General features: G+C 60.8%; 20 protein-coding genes. 11 read left to right on the plus strand and 9 right to left on the minus strand.

Going from position 1 to position 17,396, the window contains the following annotated elements; all coding sequences use genetic code 11:
- Nucleotides 1-107 precede the first annotated feature (107 nt).
- Nucleotides 108-326, minus strand: coding sequence for a hypothetical protein (locus OWC48_RS15435; RefSeq protein ID WP_282520752.1), 219 nt, complete (start codon nucleotides 324-326; stop codon nucleotides 108-110).
- A gap of 625 nt (nucleotides 327-951) precedes the next feature.
- Between OWC48_RS15435 and OWC48_RS15440 the strand changes: the two genes are divergently transcribed.
- The 6 genes from OWC48_RS15440 to OWC48_RS15465 all read left to right on the plus strand — a co-directional run bounded on the left by OWC48_RS15440 (nucleotide 952) and on the right by OWC48_RS15465 (nucleotide 5,730).
- A complete protein-coding gene (locus OWC48_RS15440) occupies nucleotides 952-1,590 on the plus strand; it encodes a cytochrome P460 family protein (RefSeq protein ID WP_282520753.1) in 639 nt (212 codons plus the stop codon).
- 11 nt (nucleotides 1,591-1,601) lie between these two features.
- The gene (locus OWC48_RS15445) at nucleotides 1,602-2,165 is read left to right on the plus strand and encodes a cytochrome P460 family protein (protein ID WP_282520754.1); all 564 of its coding nucleotides are present in this window, start codon (nucleotides 1,602-1,604) and stop codon (nucleotides 2,163-2,165) included.
- Nucleotides 2,166-2,236: 71 nt separating this feature from the next.
- Nucleotides 2,237-3,325 (plus strand): hypothetical protein, encoded by a 1,089-nt coding sequence (locus OWC48_RS15450; RefSeq protein ID WP_282520755.1) that lies wholly within the window; start codon nucleotides 2,237-2,239, stop codon nucleotides 3,323-3,325.
- A gap of 805 nt (nucleotides 3,326-4,130) precedes the next feature.
- On the plus strand, nucleotides 4,131-4,409 hold the full coding sequence (locus OWC48_RS15455) for a hypothetical protein (protein WP_282520756.1): 279 nt from the start codon (nucleotides 4,131-4,133) through the stop codon (nucleotides 4,407-4,409).
- Between the two features lie 317 nt (nucleotides 4,410-4,726).
- Nucleotides 4,727-5,272, plus strand: coding sequence for a carboxymuconolactone decarboxylase family protein (locus OWC48_RS15460; RefSeq protein ID WP_282520757.1), 546 nt, complete (start codon nucleotides 4,727-4,729; stop codon nucleotides 5,270-5,272).
- Nucleotides 5,273-5,319: 47 nt separating this feature from the next.
- Nucleotides 5,320-5,730, plus strand: a complete 411-nt coding sequence (locus OWC48_RS15465) for a DUF488 domain-containing protein (protein WP_282520758.1) — start codon at nucleotides 5,320-5,322, stop codon at nucleotides 5,728-5,730.
- A 177-nt stretch (nucleotides 5,731-5,907) separates the two neighbouring features.
- Here OWC48_RS15465 and OWC48_RS15470 read toward each other — a convergent pair whose 3' ends face one another.
- The 8 genes from OWC48_RS15470 to OWC48_RS15505 form a co-directional block, all read right to left on the minus strand.
- The gene (locus OWC48_RS15470; RefSeq protein ID WP_306664321.1) at nucleotides 5,908-6,282 is read right to left on the minus strand and encodes a hypothetical protein; all 375 of its coding nucleotides are present in this window, start codon (nucleotides 6,280-6,282) and stop codon (nucleotides 5,908-5,910) included.
- Nucleotides 6,279-7,166, minus strand: coding sequence for an oxygen-dependent coproporphyrinogen oxidase (gene hemF / locus OWC48_RS15475; protein ID WP_282520759.1), 888 nt, complete (start codon nucleotides 7,164-7,166; stop codon nucleotides 6,279-6,281). Before hemF ends, OWC48_RS15470 begins: the two co-directional genes overlap by 4 nt.
- Before the next feature lie 7 nt (nucleotides 7,167-7,173).
- On the minus strand, nucleotides 7,174-7,668 hold the full coding sequence (locus tag OWC48_RS15480) for an OsmC family protein (protein ID WP_282520760.1): 495 nt from the start codon (nucleotides 7,666-7,668) through the stop codon (nucleotides 7,174-7,176).
- A gap of 440 nt (nucleotides 7,669-8,108) precedes the next feature.
- A complete protein-coding gene (locus OWC48_RS15485) occupies nucleotides 8,109-8,795 on the minus strand; it encodes an antibiotic biosynthesis monooxygenase (RefSeq protein ID WP_282520761.1) in 687 nt (228 codons plus the stop codon).
- Nucleotides 8,796-9,644: 849 nt separating this feature from the next.
- The gene (locus tag OWC48_RS15490; protein ID WP_282520762.1) at nucleotides 9,645-9,959 is read right to left on the minus strand and encodes a DUF1003 domain-containing protein; all 315 of its coding nucleotides are present in this window, start codon (nucleotides 9,957-9,959) and stop codon (nucleotides 9,645-9,647) included.
- A gap of 439 nt (nucleotides 9,960-10,398) precedes the next feature.
- Nucleotides 10,399-10,662 (minus strand): bacterioferritin-associated ferredoxin, encoded by a 264-nt coding sequence (locus OWC48_RS15495; protein WP_282520763.1) that lies wholly within the window; start codon nucleotides 10,660-10,662, stop codon nucleotides 10,399-10,401.
- A gap of 61 nt (nucleotides 10,663-10,723) precedes the next feature.
- The gene (locus OWC48_RS15500) at nucleotides 10,724-11,497 is read right to left on the minus strand and encodes a caspase family protein (RefSeq protein WP_282520764.1); all 774 of its coding nucleotides are present in this window, start codon (nucleotides 11,495-11,497) and stop codon (nucleotides 10,724-10,726) included.
- A 1,019-nt stretch (nucleotides 11,498-12,516) separates the two neighbouring features.
- Entirely contained in the window at nucleotides 12,517-12,708 is a 192-nt protein-coding gene (locus tag OWC48_RS15505) for a hypothetical protein (RefSeq protein WP_282520765.1), read from the minus strand.
- A 766-nt stretch (nucleotides 12,709-13,474) separates the two neighbouring features.
- Between OWC48_RS15505 and OWC48_RS15510 the strand changes: the two genes are divergently transcribed.
- From OWC48_RS15510 to OWC48_RS15530, 5 genes are all read left to right on the plus strand, one after another.
- Complete coding sequence (locus tag OWC48_RS15510) at nucleotides 13,475-14,350, plus strand: ATP-binding protein (RefSeq protein ID WP_282520766.1); 876 nt, start codon at nucleotides 13,475-13,477, stop codon at nucleotides 14,348-14,350.
- 31 nt (nucleotides 14,351-14,381) lie between these two features.
- Complete coding sequence (gene nhaA, locus OWC48_RS15515; protein WP_282520767.1) at nucleotides 14,382-16,328, plus strand: Na+/H+ antiporter NhaA; 1,947 nt, start codon at nucleotides 14,382-14,384, stop codon at nucleotides 16,326-16,328.
- A 62-nt stretch (nucleotides 16,329-16,390) separates the two neighbouring features.
- The gene (locus tag OWC48_RS15520; RefSeq protein WP_282520768.1) at nucleotides 16,391-16,624 is read left to right on the plus strand and encodes a DUF6894 family protein; all 234 of its coding nucleotides are present in this window, start codon (nucleotides 16,391-16,393) and stop codon (nucleotides 16,622-16,624) included.
- Between the two features lie 339 nt (nucleotides 16,625-16,963).
- The gene (locus OWC48_RS15525; RefSeq protein WP_282520769.1) at nucleotides 16,964-17,149 is read left to right on the plus strand and encodes a hypothetical protein; all 186 of its coding nucleotides are present in this window, start codon (nucleotides 16,964-16,966) and stop codon (nucleotides 17,147-17,149) included.
- Nucleotides 17,146-17,355 (plus strand): hypothetical protein, encoded by a 210-nt coding sequence (locus tag OWC48_RS15530; protein WP_282520770.1) that lies wholly within the window; start codon nucleotides 17,146-17,148, stop codon nucleotides 17,353-17,355. Before OWC48_RS15525 ends, OWC48_RS15530 begins: the two co-directional genes overlap by 4 nt.
- Nucleotides 17,356-17,396 lie beyond the last annotated feature (41 nt).

Below are 17,396 nucleotides of genomic sequence, written 5' to 3' on the forward strand. Positions count from 1 at the left end.
GAGACAGCTCAAATTGGCCTGCGTCTGAGGCCCATTCCGCAAACCTACGCCCGATTCCGATGGAACTATCATCGAGGCGGCTTTGCCGTCCCCTCCATGAGAGTGGCTTAATTGCAGGACTGATAATCGGGCTGCCTTGTGAGGTTCGAATGCAATCCTCTCGACGCTGCGGCTATTTTCATCACAACGATACGGTCCGCCTCTTGCGCGGTGGCGAACCGATGAGCAGTCACGATGGTGGTGCGTTGATCCGCCATGCGATCGAGCGACGGCAGCCCCAGGCGTCCGCTCTCAGCCTCGAGCGCGGAAGTCACGTTACCAAACATCGGCGCCCGTGTACCGAAAGAGCTCCTTCGACGCTGCAGAAATCTGAGAGGCGAGAACATGTCGGTCCGGGCACGACATCAGGCCTTCTCGAAACGAAGTGCCTTTGGACGATGGATCACGCTATCCCGTACTTCGCGATGAGGTGACAATCGCGCGGATTGGATTGGTCAGCTTCATAGTCTTTCAATCCCATCGGGTGGCGGCCTTGCGCCGATTCCGTACAGAAGCGAGACCCCGACGAGTGGACGAATGACCGATCGAGCGCCGTTACAGAAACGAAGCATCGAAACCAGCATGTGACGCAGCCAGCAAAGCGACGCACGAAGCAGCGTCGATCGGAGGGCGGTTCTCGAGATTGGTATTGCCTGTCCGTGGCGATCGCGGCCGTAAAACTGACGCCGCCTCAATGGGCATAGCCGCGAGGAGCCAGAACCTCCTATGACCAAACATCGACAGTTCGAGAGGACGTCATTCCCGACGGGTATCAATTGCATGCCCCTTCGTTGCTTCCGCATACAGGCACCCACGTTTAATCTGACCTGTGCGTAGTTAACGAGACCACCTGCGCACAAATGTCGTCACTGCCTCATTCGGTGACATACAGCTGGTCAGAGGAGAGAGATCATGAGACGAACAGTATTGGCACTTGCCGCCGTCCTCGGCGCTGGCGCTATGGCAACCGCAGTCTTCGCACAGCAACCACAGCTTCCACCGCCTGACGATTGGCACGCCACCGGCCGCTATCTTCCCGAATACACGAAAGATGGCGACCTAGTTCTGCCAAAGAATTTTCACGAGTGGGTTTATGTCGGTTCGCCACTGACGCCCAATTTTTTGAATCCGCCTCAAGCAAACTTCCCTGAATTTCATAACGTATATATCGAGCCTGGTTCTTACGAGATCTACAAGAAAACCGGCGTCTTCCCTGAAGGAACAATCTTCGTAAAAGAACTGCAGCTCATGCAGCCCGCCACTCATCCGGACGGTTCGAAAACCGCACCATCGGGGAAGGGATTCTTCCCGGGCGCCTTCAACGGGGCGGATGTGACTGTCAAGGACACCGTGAGATATAAGGCGACCGATGGCTGGGGCTATTACAACTTCAACCACCATGAACCCAAGGCGGCCACCGCCAAAGTCCGGCCGATCGAGGAATGCGCCTACTGTCACATTGCAAGTGCGAAACGGGATGACGTATGGACACAGTTCTACGCGTTGCTCGACCAGGTGCCGGTGCCGCCCGGCCAAACTGTAAAACAGTAGGAGGAACTGTGATGAAATTCCTCAGAGGTACGGCCGTGGCGTCCTTCATCGTCGCGGCCGTCGGGTGCCTTGCTTCGCAGCCAGTGGATAGCCAGCCCGCACCAGCGCAGGAACAACTTGTTGATGCGGCAGGCAACATGCATATCCCAAAGGACTACCGAACCACCTACGAATTCCTTGGGAGTTGGTCTGTCGCAGGTGACAACGGTGCTAAGGAGATTCACGCCGTCTACGCTTCGCCAGGATCTGCGGTCGCCTATCGCGCGATGGGCAAATTCCCCGAAGGTTCGATCCTGGTGAAGGAGGTTTACGGAGCGGCCACTTCGGAGATGACGACTGGGACGGTCAGCCATCAAGACAGTCTCAAAGGCTGGTTCATGATGGTGAAGGACAGCAAGGACAGTCACCCCAATAATAAGCTGTGGGGCAATGGTTGGGGTTGGTCTTGGTTCGACGCGCGTGACCCGGTGAAAACGACCTCAACGAATTTTCGCTCGGATTGCCTAGGCTGCCACATCCCAGCCAAGGCGACCGACTGGATCTATGTGCAAGGCTATCCCGGTTTGAAGAAATGACGACCAGAGGCAACCCAGGCTTGAATGTTGCGTGGGTGAAACCGGGCGAGATGCGGATAAGAGGTAGGGTCATGAAGCCTAGCAAAAAGTTCAGCAGATGTATTTGTGGATCGATGATGATCTTTGTAGTGTCGTTATGGGCACCTCAAGGGAGTCTAGCGGCCACTGCCGAAAAAAAAATCACGAAGCAGTTCCTTATGTCGGGCCAAGTGGACCTCGTACGAGAGGTGGTGACGCTGCCGCTCCATCGCGGGCGTCTTTCTTCGGGAGAAACTGTTTGGTTCGTTCTCACCGACGTGAGCGATTTTGCTACTTCGAATAAGATGGGGCTCACTTGGGCGCCGAGTCTCAGTAAGGCCAAAGACCTGACGAGCACTCGGGTTGCGGAGATGGACGACTCGGGTAACTTCACGTTCAAATCGGGCCGGATCGATTTCTCACCGCCCCAGACGTTAGTGGCGGGCGAAGCGCCCAATTTGTTCCCTCCTAAAACGGCCCGAGCCGGGTCTGTCGGGGATGCGCACTACAGCCCATTGGTTCGGGTTACGAACAATAAGGACCTTGTCTTTAATGCTCCGGTCATCGCGTTCAATGTCGGACCCGAGAAAATCGCGTTTTGCAACGGTAGTCCTGATTACTCGGTCGTGACGGACTCCGTGGCGAGCATCTGTCCTGATAAGGGCACCGTTGACTTGAAACTCCGGTTTGGCTTCGCGAGCGGCAAACACCTGCGTTATCTTAGTTTTGACGCAAATTCCGAGGAGTCGGCGACCCTCGAGTCCTCCACCTTTGCGCCGGCAGAAAGTGACATTCTTCAGAGTGGCGCGACTGAGGTGATTTATACGATTGTGAACGGCAAGATGGGAGCGAAAGATCCGAACCGGCAGGGGCTCAACAGCGCTCTCAACGGAGAGGGGCCCTCGCTCGACATCCTCGCGAACTTCAAGGAGATCAGCGCGGGATACTCTCCGATGTGGGACGTACGTCTGGCCGAGTGGACTAAGGACGCTATCTCGAAGGATCAACGGAAACTGATCACTGACGGCGACGATCTCGAAGCGAAAAGTGCGTCGGGCTTACTGGTGAGCCCTGCGGGGGGACCGGTGAAGACGACGGGGAATCTCGTGAATTGTCCGGTCGTAGGCTTCACCAATGAATGATCTCCTGGCCGAATAACTGCGCTTCCCCGGTCCATGCGGGGGAGCGCAATCGGTCTCTGAGCCACCGACGCTCCCCCACGTCGATGCGAGTTCGATGAGCGCGCTCGAGCCCAACGCCCTCTCTGTTTGTAGGCGTCTGGTGGCCCTCGCAACCGATGCTGCCACGTTGAAGGACAAGGTCGCCGTCCAACCTGGACTCTGCTCCGACGGAAGCTGCGAGCCGATTGGCGATCGCGGTAGCGACGCCGGTAGCGCCGCTGCACTGCCCTGGTCGCCATGCCGATGCCTTCGTCGACAACATCTCTGTACCCGAGAGTATCGTCGGCTTTCGAGGCGATCGTGGGATTCGTCGTGCCGTCGACCGGCTTGAGACGGGTCACCACGCCAAGATCGCCCGCGTCGGCGACCACCGCATAATAACGCGTAGTTGATCCAGCTTCGACGCTCGGGCTGTTTCCACTCGATGCCGTATCAAGCTCTAGCGTGCGGCAGGCGATGCAAATCCGCTTTCTTGTCGCCGCCTCGCGCTCTTCTATGCATTGCGCACGGTTATGGTCATCGGGCCTGCTTTCGAACGAAGCGGATCACCGTGCCGGTATGCCTCGGCAACAGTAACAGAGGCAAGGGCCGACGCGGACGTGCTTCCGAACGCGTATCCGAGCGCAGCGACAGAGACGAGGCCGCCAAGTCGCTAGTCCGCATTGTTCATCCACCCGAACGCGATAGCTTCTACCCGGCCATTGTCTCGAAGAGTGCCTGGTCTTACGTGCACCACAGGGGTGGGCCGCCCGGATTCGACTTCAACTTGCTCAACGACAAGAAGCTCGGCTTCGCGAACGTCCAAGCAATGGGCAGTGCACCGGAATCGGCAACGCCGGCGCCAACGACCGTGCCGCGCTTGCTGATGAACTACCCGAACCGTTGGCGGCTCAAGCTTTTCGCGCTTGTGGAATTGAGAGAGTTGAAGGACGACGCCGATCTGACGCGGCGGCTGGCTACAAAGCGAAGGTCGAGCGCGTGGTCTTGCTCCGGATTGAATTGCCCGCAGCACATGCCTCGCTTCACCGAGCCCGAATTGGAGTAAACGTTCGAGCCTGACAGGGAGCGCTTCTTAGACCTGGAAAGCGAGATGAGTGAGCTGCCGGTACACGTCGGTCCGCGGGGCGAGTCGGCGCAGTTGGGAACGAAGTCCGGGACACGTGACATCAGTGCGCCGGTCGGTGCTCAAACTATGACCTGCTGTTATCGATTGCATGATCAAGAAACATGATCGCCGCGGCGCGACGTGCCCTAATCTTCGAGGCAGTCCAGTGACCACCACTGGCTGAGATGATTGGCGTCGGTGACGGCCTGCATCGTCACGGACCCGATAAACGTTTGCGAACTGCAGCAGGAGGTCAAGTGCCCCGTATTGCCATTCCGAAGCGCGAGGACGCCCTCGCGGGGTCCAAGCCTATCCTCGACAACATCGACAAGATACTGGGCTTCGTTCCCAACCTGCATCGTCTCATGTCGATCAGCCCGAACGCGATCTCAGGCTGGGCTGCCCTAATGGGATCGCTTGCGAAGACGCTGGACGTCAAAACGAGAGACGGCATCGCACTGGCAGTGTCGGAGGCGGACGGTTGCGACTACTGCCTGGCTGCACACAGCTTCACCGCGGCCAACCTGGCCAAAGTCCCCGTGGACGAAATCGAGCTGAACAGAGAGGGCCGCTCGAGCGATCCCAAGCGCCAGGCTGCGGTTGCCTTCGCGAAAGCACTCATCGAGACGCGCGGTAAAGTTTCGGACGCCCAGTTTGCGGCGGTCAGGGATGCGGGGTGGACGGATGCAAACATCGTCGAGATGATCGCGTTGACTGCCCAGTTCCTGTTGACCAACTTCATGAACAATGCGGTGCAGACCCCGATCGATTTTCCCGAGGTCAGTCCCGCGAAGGCACGCTGAAGCGAGGTCCCCCTCGTTTCTTTGGGGAGGGGCGCCTGGAGAACCCAATGTCTCGACGGCCCCTGCGGCCTAGTGTCAAGCGCGTCTACGAGCCGCCCCAGGCCTCGGACGGCACGAGGGTGCTTGTCGACCGCATCTGGCCACGCGGGCTCACGAAGGAGCAAGCCAGCGTCGACGTGTGGCTGAAGGACATCGCACCGAGCGCCGGCCTCAGGACCTGGTTTGGCCATATCCCGAACCGCTGGCGTGAGTTTCAGAAGCGATACTTCGAGGAGCTCCGCTCCAATCACGCCGCCGTCGATCACCTCACGGAACTTGTATCGGCGGGCAAAGTCACGCTGCTCTTCGGCGCGCACGACGCCGAGCGTAACAACGCCGTGGCACTCGCGGACTATCTCGCGGCAGGCGAGTCGAAGTCGATGCTTGGGATCGGAAGCTCGCTCAGGTCGTCGTCATAGTTTGCCGCGGGCCCGACGCCGACGTTCGTTCGTGCGGATGTCGGCGCTGAGGCCGAGCGTCGACCCGACGGGAAACGTGTTCGCGGCCTGTATTTGGGCGCGCTCCTCGCCCCCAAGGGTTTCTTCGAGCCTTATGGGGCGCCCGAAGGAGTCGCGGCCGCCATCCCGGGCATGACGCTACGACGCGGCTACCGCGACATGGAAAGCGGGATTCTCCGCCTTCGCACCAGCAGCCGTATCGTCATCGCCGTGCACGATCGCACGATCGTCGGACAGTGCGGCGAGGCCGCTTGCCGCGAGCGCGGCAAAGCCGCCTTTGACGGAGGGACGCCGCGCCTCGCCAAGCTTGAGCCGCCACACACGTTCGGCCATCGACCAGAAGTTTCGCGTAAAGGCGAGAATTGCGGATGCGACCTCTCGCGACGAAGACGGTGCCAGCTCGGGCGCAAATTCGCTCGCGACCCTAGGCCATCTCGGCCGGCCATGGGCCGACAGGATGGTGTCCTCCAGATCGGTCAGCATCGCGTGCGGCAGTCTGGTCGTCGGGTTCAAGGCCATTTCACCTCGGGCGGCATCGACGACAGGATCGAATCGATATTGCCGCCGGTTTTTAACCCAAACAGCGTACCGCGGTCATGCAGCAGGTTGAACTCGACATAGCGCCCGCGCCGAATCAGTTGCTCCTCGCGGTCCGCCGCCGTCCAGGGGGTAGCAAGGTTGCGCCGGACCAGTTCCGGAAAGATCTTCAGGAATGCGCGGCCGACGTCCTGCGTGAAGGCGAAGTCGGCGTCCCAATCGCTGGAATCGTAGTAGTCGTAGAAGATGCCGCCGATGCCGCGCGCTTCCTTCTGGTGCGGCAGGTAGAAATAGTCGTCGCACCATTTCTTATATTTGTCGTAGGACCCAACCGCCGCATGCGCGTCGCAGGCCGATTTCATTGCCGCGTGAAAGGCGATCGCATCCGGATCGACCTGGGTGCGGCGGCGATCCAGCACCGGCGTCAGATCCGAGCCGCCGCCGAACCAGGATTTTGTCGTGACGACGAAGCGGGTGTTCATATGCACCGCCGGCATATGTGGGTTGCGCATATGTGCGATCAGGGAAATGCCGGAGGTCCAGAAGCGCGGGTCTTCGGCCGTGCCCTCTATCTGCGCGCGGAGTTCGGGCGAGAGCGCGCCATGCACCGTCGAGCAATGCACGCCGACCTTCTCGAACAGCCTTCCGCGCAGCATCGACATCACCCCACCGCCACCGGCGGCCCCGCTATGGTCGGTGCGCAGCCAGGGCGTGCGCACAAAGCGGCCAGCGCGACCGGGGTAAAGCGAGGCGGGCGCCTCGTCCTCCAGCCGCTCGAACGCCGCGCAAATGTCGTCGCGCAGCGACTCGAACCAGGCCCTGGTCCTCCTTTTGCGCATTTCAGTGACGGACGTGTCCATGCGGGTACTAGTCCGGGTCGATGTTCAGGATCGGAAGCTCGCTCAGGTCGTCGTAATAGCTTGCCGCCGGCACGACGCCGACGTTATCGGTCGTGCGGATGTCGGCGCTGAGGCCGAGCGTTCGCCCGACGGGACACATGCTCGCGACCTGCATCAGTTGGGCGCGCTCCTCGTCACCAAGGTTTCCTTCGAGTCTAATGGAGCGCTCGAAGGAGTCGCGGCCGCCATCCCCGCCATGGTGATACGACACGGCCACCTCGAGGTGGGAAAGTGGGATCTTCCGCCTTCGCGCCTGCAGCCGTATCGTCATCGCCGTGCACGCGGCGAGCGACGCGCTTAGCAATTCGTAGGGGGTCGCCCCCGCGATGCCGGCCCGGCCGTCGGGGCTGCCGATCGAGAACACCGATGCGCCGGCACGGCCGTTAAGCGTGCCAGCGTCGTCAAGGTCGCCGGCCACCACAGCCTGTGGGCGGAAAGCTCCATCATTTTTCGAATTCGTCATCGTGCTTTCCTTTCAAAGTTTGACAGGGCTCTTGGCTGGCCCGTCAGAGGAAGTCATGGCAGTCGATCAGTTGACACGGCATCTTTGGGGGGTCTCCGCGCGCATCGGCGCAGTCTCACGCTCGCTGATAGGATGAGAACGCAATAGCTGATCACCCACTGGACGACAGCGAAGGACGCTTCGAGCGACCGTCCAATCCGAGGCAGCGAGACCGCTATGATGTTTGAGCCGAGCACGAAGAGGGACGAGACGAGCGACTCCGTTAGCAGAACCCAGAAATTCCGCGATGCATCGGCCACTGTGCTCGTCATTTCGGCGGGTCTCCTTGATCGTGTTCGACGCTATCACCTCGCGAGAGCGACCCTCGCTCCTCCAAGGCTCGCGACTTGGCGAACGCCGGTCGAACTCGCAGCAGGCCGGCGCTTCCCGACGGAGCGGTGTCAGGCGTGGAGGGTCTGGCCGCCCTTTGCGTCTGCGTAGTACTGAGGCGCCTCGCGACGGTCGTATTTCCCGTAGTCGCGTACGATCCGTACTGTCCGGACCCTTACCTTGTCATTCGGCGCGGAAGCGTCCTCGTAGGCCTGCGCAGCCGCGGCGTCCTTCCAGGATATGAGCAGCATCAGGTCGCCGGGCGTAAGTACGGCGTCGAAGATGTCCCAGGACGTGCTGTCGGCGGCCCACGGGTTCAGGCCAAGCCACTCGGCGCAATCGTACGGGTTGTTGGTTTGTTTCCACTCCGCGGGGCGCGTCGCATTGATCAATGTGACCGTCGTTCCATCCCCGAATTCGGTCTCGTCGAGCCTCTGCTCCGTGAGGGCGTACCCCATCGGCACCTGATTGTCGGCGGTGATCTGGCCGATGCGCAGGTGGTAGTCTACAAGGATTTCATCGCGGCCCTTCTGCTGAACCTCGTGATGGCGCCTGCGGGAACGCCAGCGGACGAGCGACTTCTCGTCCCGCCAGTTCGAAAGTGAAAGGATCCAGCCCGAGCGAATCAGGCTCTTGTATCGGATGTTGTCGACGAAGCCCTCGACCTGCTCCAGCTCGGGGCGCAGCATCTCGGCGTTGTCGAAGTCGTCATCCCAGCTTTCTTTGTTGGGGAAGATCTCGAAAATCACTGAAAACATGCTCGTTTTCCCTCCTAGAGTGCTGTGACGCAGTCGTCTCGATGTCGAAGGGCCCCGGCGATCGAGTAGCTCGAATGGCAGTGTAGCCGCTGGGGCGCACAATCAGCAGCATGTCAACGTGCTCTGCTGCCGTGTAGTCGAACGTTTTGGAAAGGCAAGAAACAGCTCTTAATAGCCGGCGTCCTCGTCGCCACCTCGACAGTCGCGTAGCTCTGCCAGCGTGCCGCCGCGGCAATCGCTTCAGTCAGTAGAGATGCTGCACGACGAGCAGGGCGCCGGCCCCGGTGGTCGCGCGGCGGACCGGGACCATTGCCCTCCCAGTCGTGAGGTCCGCGAGTGGCACGTTGGTGGAGCATCCGTCGTCGGCAAGTGTGAGCGCTAGCGGCGCGGTTAATGCCAGCGTCGGCGAGGACGTCGTTGACGGCTACGCCCTCCCAAGCGATGTTGGGTTTAGACAACGAGGTCACGCCGTGGATGTCTCGTGTGATCCCGGTTCGTGGGAGTGCGATGAAGTCAGACCAGCTCCAAGCTTTGACCGGGCAAGGCCCGACCTTCAACATGAAAGTCCAGTCCCGGGGATCGATCCGAGGCGTGGGTCCGGCCGAGTGCACCGGCAAATTGTAGACGAGGTGCTGTCCCCGAGGAATCCGGTCCGATAGTTCTGATCCGGTTTGGCGGCCTATGAAACCGCGAGCGATCATGGCGGCTTTCCTTCCGCGGGTGAAAGGAGCGTCGTCCCGCGCAACACGCTGAACGGTTCTGCGCCGGATGAGCAAGGCACCGCTAAAGCATGCAACTTCGCGCGGCGAATAGAAAATAACGTCATGCCATGAAGTCGATAATCGCGCGTTATGACGGCCGTCCGCTCTCCGTATGGGACTCGCGTGCATCCGACGCCAACTGCCCCAGCAACTCGGTCAGCATCCTGACGGCCTCCGTTAGCTTGAGGATTTCGCGCTCGCGCGGTTGGTCGATCTGCTGATGCAGCAACTCTATCTCAAGCTCCGCCTTTACGTTGATCCGGTAGTTATTCTCCGCAGCCCTACGATCGATGTCCTGTCGCCGGTTCTGGCTGATCATGATGGCTGGCGCGGCGTAGGCCGACCGAATGAAAGAGCGAGATTGAGAAGAATGAACGGGTGAGGGAACCCAGCCTTTAATCACGCCCGCCAGGTTTGCCGTTATCCAGACAAACAGGATTGCGCTCTAAACGATAATGAAGCTCCACGATCCCATGACGGTGGCGCCCGCGTCCGCTATCCTATGCCTCGGCGTCAAGCGCGCAACCGCCGCGGGCTCATCACGTGTCCTGAAGCCGAAGGAAGCGGTGCGCTCGTCTGAGTTCGACGAGCAGATCGTGTTCGGTCGCCTCCCTGCTTCTAGGGTCTCCCGCCTACTTTTCCACGATGGCAGCACGCGTTCCGCTCGATAGCGGCGCCGACGCGGCCAGCCTGTCGCGTTCCGATCGCGTGGGTTAGCCGTGAAGAATCGCGGCGGTCTCCGCGATGGCGCATCTTGGTACAGAGCGCCAGCGAGCTCGTTCTCGCTCGGCTGCCGCGGCGCGTCGCCGTCGACCGTCGTCGCGCCAGCCAATCCAGGGAAGTTAACGCGCTGTGGGCGCGAATTTGGGTTCACCCTGCGCGTCATCGATGATCCGGCGATGCTGGCATCCGGCCCGACAAGCTAGCGCACATTCCCTCTTGGCCTCGTCGATGATCGTCTTGATGGTGCGCGCGCAGCGGCCGCATTCGGTGCTGCAGCCAAGGCAGTCATAGATCTGCTTGGCATTGCGCAGCGCGTCGTCCACCGTGTTAACGGCGTGACGAACATCGTGGTCGCTGAGGACATTGCAGGAACAGACGATCATGAAACGCGAAAAAGACCCTCAGTGATGCGTCATCGATATGGACGGCGCCAGGACTGTTTGATCACTCGCGGCGACGGTTGGCTGCGGAGCCGGCAGAGGAAACGGGAGCGCCGCTCCGTTCCGGCCAAAGATTAACGCTCTCTGTTAGCGTAGATGATACAGCTGGAATCTGTTGGCCCTGGGTAGCAGTCATCACTGCGTTTCGGGTGTTGTTGAAGATGTCCTCGATCCCCTTAGAGAAATCCATCTGCGCAAGAAGGGTGGCAATCAGCTGACTATGTGGTTCACTCGCGTCTTCGACGACCTGCCCAGGCGCTGCTGAGCTCAGGATGAGCGCGTTCTCACTCGTTTGAATAGGTGCAAGTCCGTGTGAGTAAGTCCTGAAGCGCCGCTCGTAAGGATTGCGGCGTGAGGCCTCAATGACTACGAGCCTGACGCGTGCTCCGGAAGTCTCGAGTTGCGAAAGGAGGAGGTCGATGCTTACGCCTTGTCGACGGACATCTTCTTCACTCCAGATCTTCGCATCGACTGGGATTAAATAATTGCGCCCGTCAGATTGGACGCCGTAACCTCCGAAATAGACCAACACAATTGAGTCCAAATGTGCTCTTGCCCTGAAATGGTCGATTGCGCGGATCATGTCGGAGCGCGTCGCGTTGTCAACGGTGTCGACCAGAAAACCGCCTTTGCGAAAAGCATTTGTCAAAGCTTCCGCATCTCGTGTCATTTGGGAAAGAGGAGAGCCGGCATCGGGGTAGGTTGAATTGCCAATCACCAGAGCCAGCCGATGAGGATCGAGGGGTGCGGATACATCCGACCAGATAGGCGCGCTCATGGGCCGAGGCTTCTCCAACCGCGCAGTCCCGTCGGAGCCGGTTGAGAGCAAGCCGAGCAGGACTGCAACGCCGACCAGTATTCTGGGAACTGTCATTTCATTGCGGTCTCCAGGCGCCGAGGAAACGCTCCTCTCCGTAAGATGGCTTGCGCCGCCAGAGTTCGAGCTAAAGTCGCACCCGGTCGCGTGCTGCCGTTGCGTCCTTCAATTGCGTTGCGCTGTCCAGTAGCCTGCGCATCGCGCCGTTCCTGAGTGACCGCTCCAGGTCCCCCGACCGGACGCTGCGAACAATTTGCCCGCACCCGTGGCATATTTGTCTTGGACCGTCACCGAGGCGCGATCCGCGCCGGAGTTTGTGACGTTACCTCGAAATCTCACGAGATTGGGATGCGTGACAATTCCGTTGGTCACATCGACAGTAAAGGTGAAACTCGAATCGCAGGCCCCTCTTTGCGTCACGAAGACGAGGTCTCAGGAGCCGTCGAAGGTCGAGCGGCCGTATGCTGCCGTTGCAAAGACAATGAAGCAGCTCACTGTCGCGATCAGAAGGGAACGCTTCGTCATGATAGCTCTCCTTGTTATTGGCGGACATCAACTGGGTGACGGCTCAATGTTCCAAAAGTGACGCGCGCGTGATCGAGGAACGTCAAAATCTCTCGAATACATGTTGGATAGCGGCGGCTTGAGGGAGCCGCACGCTGCCAAGCTGTGGCGTCACCACCGGCCAAATCATCGTCAAATCCATTGGATGTCGTCGAAGGTGGTGATCTGCTCGCGGGTCACCCCGGAGGCCGGCGCCGACTTCCTGAGATGCATGCGGCAGCCTTCGGGAGCGCAGAGGATTTTACCAATACGGCGGACACGTCGGCGTGTCGGTCCAGGGCGCTGTCGCAAAGGCGCCGACACGCGGTCCGGGCACGCAAGCTGAGCTGTATTGTCCGTAGCCGTAGGCTCCATAATAAGAACTATAGGTCGGATCGCCCCAATACGATCTATGGGCGGGATAGCCCCAGAACGAATCATAGGTGGGATAGTACGAAGGGTAGGGATGACCCCGCCGGACGATAGCGCACGTCCGTCGTCACGGCTGGTACCGCTGCCTTGATCGACGTGCCATTGATCGGCGCAGCAGACGATTTGGCCGTGGCGGTCACTGCGATAGGAACAGCAATTGCGAGCGCAACCGCGAGGCTGCGGACTTGAATCTTCATGGTAGCTCCTGTTCGGTTAAAACCACCACGCGAGAATGACCTTGCAACGTCGACGAGGGAAATCACCTTCCGCCATAGAGTCGATAGACAATCATTATTGTCGCCGCGCCGCCTGATGCCATAGCGAGGAATTCCACCAGCTGCATCTGCAGAGACTCCTAAACCCGTTGTCGCCTTTGGACCAATCGAGGTCGCGCGTGCGACATTCGTGGTGCGGGGATTTTGAAGCAATGTCCGGAGAGTTGGAAATCTATGCGAGCGGTAGCGACCGCACCAATGCTTGTAGAAAGAGTGAAGGCTTGTGCGTACGCCAAGCTCCTTCAGAGTGAGAGGCGTTCCTTCCGACCCGGTAGGGGACCGCGAGTACAGGGGCAGGCTATCCCGCAGTCTTCTGGGGCATGGCTATACTCGCAATTGTGATTGCGACCGCGTGTACGCCGGCGCTTCGGCCTCACGACCGCGCTCGCGGCGTTACTGCCATGGAATCAACTGATCCGCGTCTGCTTGGAGGACAGGCACGTGAACATCTCTTCGCGGTCGCCGAGAGTTTGCGCCGGCGAGGCGGCGCAGAGGGAACCGCGCACTCCCGCCGCAGCCCGCTAAGCGTCTCACAGCCACTCCGATAACGGTCGGCTATCGACTCCATGGCGAGAGGTGATTTTATTTTTGACCGTCATGCACTCAATCTTCGAGCCATCGTCGAGCGCCCTCGTATACGGGCAGAAGCCAGTGTCCCGTTGAACGATCACAGGCCAGGAGGTCCGACATGCAGATCGAAGAGACAATGGATGTTTCATTCCAAAGCTTTGTCGAACGCCCGCTGCTCGAGGATGTCGTCGTTCTCGTGGACAGTGCCGGCGTCGCGCTTGGCGTGCAGCGTGCGTTCAGGGCAAGGGTGAGTGGCTTACGGGCTGGCGTTAGCGGCCTCGTCGCGTCCACGAGCCTGGAGATCCCGCTCGCCGGGTCCGACGGCGAGGTCTCGGGGATTTTGTGCCTCACCAGCCCGCGGTCCGACACGCGGGGCGTGTCGCTTCGGCGTCAGCTCCTCGACGCCACGCGACCGCGCGCCACGCCGATCGAAAGGTTTGTCGCAAGCATTTGCCTCGCAACGATAGCGGGCACGCTTGACTGGGCGTTGCGTCCGAACATCACGCTCCGCACCGAGATCGTCCCTGACTTATGGGCCTTCAATGTCGACCCGGTTGAACTGTACTTCGCTTTACTGAACCTCTGCCGAAATTCGGCCGATGCTATGCCGGACGGCGCCGTGATCATCGTCACCGCGCGGAACGTCGAACCTTCCTCTGCCGCGGTCCGGGAATTCGTCGAGATCATCATCGACGACGACGGGGAGTGCATGGCCAAGGAGGTCCTCTCGCAGGCCCCCACACCGTACTTTTCGACAAAGGCCACGGGCAGCGGCTCGGGCCTCGGGCTCGCCCCGGTCCAGCACCTCGAAGAGCGAGGCGGCGCGGCTAGTATAGAGAGCAAGCGGGGTGCGGGCGCGCTGGTGCGCCTCTTCCTCCCGCGCGTGCACGCAGCTTTGATGCCTTGCAGTATCGTCGAGATCGCGTACACGCCGCCATCCAACGACCGCGTATTCCACGTCGTCCGCCCAACGGCGGCTGCGTCGACGACGTAGCTGGCGCGAACACCTGGAGACGGGTCCAGCGATGGAACTCATAATCCCATCCGGTCGCCTCGACCGTCCGGTCGACCGCGGGACGGACCACGTGCTCGGCCCTGCCGATGCCGAGATCACGCTCGTCGAGTACGGCAGCTACGCGTGTCCGCATTGCAGGGCTGCCAACGAGCGCATCGCGCAAGCGCGCGACCAACTCGGCGACCGCGTCTGCTACGCCTTTCGGCACAATCCGCTCATGGACAACCCTCTTGCGTTTCGGGCCGCCGAACTCGCTGAGCTTGCCCAGACGCCTGAAGCGTTCTGGTCCGCGCACGTCAAACTGATGACGAGGTCGATGGAGCTCACGGAGAACGACCTCGTGGCGGTGGCCAAGGACCTCGGCGTGAACGCCGACTTCGCGCTCGGCGACAGCGACGTCGTGCGACTCGCAAGGGCGAGAGTGGAGGCGGATATCGCAAGCTCCCGCGCGAGTGGCGTGAGGTTCACGCCGACCTTCTACATCAACCGCCGGCGCTACGACGGACCTTGGGACGAGAGCTCTCTCGTCGACGCGATGCTTGGCACACTCGGCCACCGCGTCCGCACGGTAGCCCTCGACTTCGCGAGCTGGGGCCCATCCGCCGGCATTCTGCTGGTCCTGGCGACCGTGGTGGCGATCGTCGTGACGAACTCTCCGATCGGACCGGCGTTCGACGCGTTCTGGCGCCAGGAACTCGGCGTGACCTTCGGCGAGGCGACCTTCCGGATGTCCATCCTCCATTGGGTCAACGACGGCCTGCTGACGGTGTTCTTCCTTGTCGTGGGATTGGAAGTGAAGCGCGAGATGACAGTCGGACATCTCGCAAGCCGCCGCTCCGCCGCGCTTCCGATTGCGTCCGCGATCGGCGGCATGGTCGTGCCGGCAATTCTGTATGTGCTGGTCATCCCAGCGGGGCCGTGGTCGCATGGTTGGGGCGTCCCGATGGCGACCGACACGGCGTTCGCGATCGCCTTGATCGCTGTGATGGGGTCGCGCGTCCCCGTGGAGCTGCGCATCTATCTCACCGCGACGGCTATCGTCGACGACATCGGTGCGATCGCGGTCGTCGCTGTGTTCTACTCACGCGAGATTGATCCGGCCTACCTTGCCGCGGCCGCGACGGTTGTGGTTGCGCTGGCGCTACTGAGCCGGTGGAGGGTTTACCTGCTGTCGCCGTACATCCTGTTGGGCGTCACGTTGTGGGCATTCGTCCACGCGAGCGGCCTCCACGCTACGCTGGCCGGCGTAATCCTTGCGCTGTTCATTCCGACGCGGCCGCCCGCCAATTTGGCAGCCTTGATGGCGCAGGTCAGCACTTTAATAGCCTCCGAGGCCCGGCGCGAGGGCGAGGTGCTCAGGCACAGCCCCTCCACGCCGGCACTGCACGCTCTCGACGCGATCTACGACAGAATCGAATCGCCGGCCGACCGGCTGCTACGGCACGCCGGCGCGAGGTCGAGCTACGCTGTCCTTCCGATCTTCGCACTGGCTAATGCGGGCGTGACGATCAACGCCGGCGCCTTCGTTGGGCATGGCTGGCTCATGGCCGCAATCGTCGCTGGCCTCGCCATAGGAAAGCCGGTTGGCGTCTTCCTCGCGGCCGCAGCAGCCGTGCGCACAGGCATGGCCGTCAAGCCGGCAGCGTACACCTGGCGGCAGTTGGTCGGGTCGGGAGCTCTCGCTGGCATCGGCTTCACGATGTCGCTCTTCATCGCCGGGCAGGCCTTTCTGACCTCCGCCGACTTCGCGGCCGCCAAGATTGCCGTGTTCGCCGCGTCGATTCTCTCGGGCGTGGTCGGGACCGCTGTACTCTGGACTGCTTCGCGTCAGAAGCTCTTCGATGAGGCGCCGCAGGGCGCGCATGCAAGCATCATAGCCGGCCGGTGTTTATGCCGGACCGTGAGGAGGAGGTCTAGTGATGATCCTACCTGCCAGTACGACGGTAGCAGTCGCTGACGGCGAGGACGCCGGCAACGCTGAGATATCGTGGCGAACCGTCGCATTTGAGGAGGTTGAACGTGACCCAGGTATATTTCCATTGCTCGAACACGAAGAAGGTTTTCGTGGATCGCCGCGGCGCCGTGGTGGACGACCTTGCTGAGGCCCGCGATCATGCGACACGTGTCGTGCAATCCCTCATCCACGAGGGCAGTCCCGAGGATTGGCGTGACTGGGTCTTGCATGTCAGCGACGACCAAGGTGATGAGCTCTTCGTTGTCCCCTTCACTTTCGTGCTTGGCAAATCGCATTGAAGATCGCAATGCTCCTGGCGATCCTTTTGGGCTAGGGCGCACATGTTCCAGCTAGAAAACAGACGCGGCTGGAGCCTCGAGACTGTCTTCAGCGTCCGCTCCGCAAGGTCGCTGAAAAGCCCGTACGCTGATCGGCAGAAACCGGGTTGGCCGTGTACAGGAGATGGCTGGCAGCGGTGCAAGTGAGAATTCTTCAAGAGATCTCGGCCGACCGAGGTGAGAAGCCTGCCCCTCCAACATGCGCACCGTCACGCGCTTTTTATTCCGTCGTGACCACCTGCGGGAGCTCAAGGTCGGCGTCAACAATCCTACGTCAGCGTAAATTCAATAGGAGAGACTATGGGCGAAATTATCCGATTTGTCTCAAGATCCGAGCGCGAGCGCATCCTGCTCATTCGGGAAGCGCGCGCGATATATGACAGCGTGTTCCCGCCGGTCGATCCCGTCATCGCGCGGCGGGACGAGGGGCCACAACTTATGGGGCCCAGTGGCGCGAATGCCCAATGCCGCGAGGCGTTCTCGTGATCAAGATCATTGCCGTGCTCTGTAGTCTGTCTTCTCCGGCGAATTGCCACGAGCAGACCGTCACCACCTCCTTCTTCGCTGACATCTCGATGCAGTCCTGCTTGGTCGGCGCACCACAACTTGCCGAATGGATGAAGCTGCATCCAGCGGAGCGTCTCGCGGCATGGCGCTGCGTCATCGGCAATCAGGATCGCGAGGGAGCGTAGGTGGAAAAGCGGATCGCTTCTCGCGGCGGATGTGGTCCACG

Origin of the sequence: Bradyrhizobium sp. Arg816, from assembly GCF_029989365.1 — a bacterium.
Taxonomy (GTDB): domain Bacteria; phylum Pseudomonadota; class Alphaproteobacteria; order Rhizobiales; family Xanthobacteraceae; genus Bradyrhizobium.

Coding starts and splice junctions, on each gene's coding strand:
- OWC48_RS15525 (WP_282520769.1), top strand. CDS start 16,964: ATGGGCGAAATTATCCGATTTGTCTCAAGATCCGAGCGCGAGCGCATC.
- OWC48_RS15450 (WP_282520755.1), top strand. CDS start 2,237: ATGAAGCCTAGCAAAAAGTTCAGCAGATGTATTTGTGGATCGATGATG.
- OWC48_RS15465 (WP_282520758.1), top strand. CDS start 5,320: ATGTCTCGACGGCCCCTGCGGCCTAGTGTCAAGCGCGTCTACGAGCCG.
- OWC48_RS15435 (WP_282520752.1), bottom strand. CDS start 326: ATGTTTGGTAACGTGACTTCCGCGCTCGAGGCTGAGAGCGGACGCCTG.
- OWC48_RS15480 (WP_282520760.1), bottom strand. CDS start 7,668: ATGACGAATTCGAAAAATGATGGAGCTTTCCGCCCACAGGCTGTGGTG.
- OWC48_RS15510 (WP_282520766.1), top strand. CDS start 13,475: ATGCAGATCGAAGAGACAATGGATGTTTCATTCCAAAGCTTTGTCGAA.
- OWC48_RS15505 (WP_282520765.1), bottom strand. CDS start 12,708: ATGAAGATTCAAGTCCGCAGCCTCGCGGTTGCGCTCGCAATTGCTGTT.
- nhaA (WP_282520767.1), top strand. CDS start 14,382: ATGGAACTCATAATCCCATCCGGTCGCCTCGACCGTCCGGTCGACCGC.
- OWC48_RS15445 (WP_282520754.1), top strand. CDS start 1,602: ATGAAATTCCTCAGAGGTACGGCCGTGGCGTCCTTCATCGTCGCGGCC.
- hemF (WP_282520759.1), bottom strand. CDS start 7,166: ATGGACACGTCCGTCACTGAAATGCGCAAAAGGAGGACCAGGGCCTGG.
- OWC48_RS15495 (WP_282520763.1), bottom strand. CDS start 10,662: ATGATCGTCTGTTCCTGCAATGTCCTCAGCGACCACGATGTTCGTCAC.
- OWC48_RS15500 (WP_282520764.1), bottom strand. CDS start 11,497: ATGAGCGCGCCTATCTGGTCGGATGTATCCGCACCCCTCGATCCTCAT.
- OWC48_RS15440 (WP_282520753.1), top strand. CDS start 952: ATGAGACGAACAGTATTGGCACTTGCCGCCGTCCTCGGCGCTGGCGCT.
- OWC48_RS15485 (WP_282520761.1), bottom strand. CDS start 8,795: ATGTTTTCAGTGATTTTCGAGATCTTCCCCAACAAAGAAAGCTGGGAT.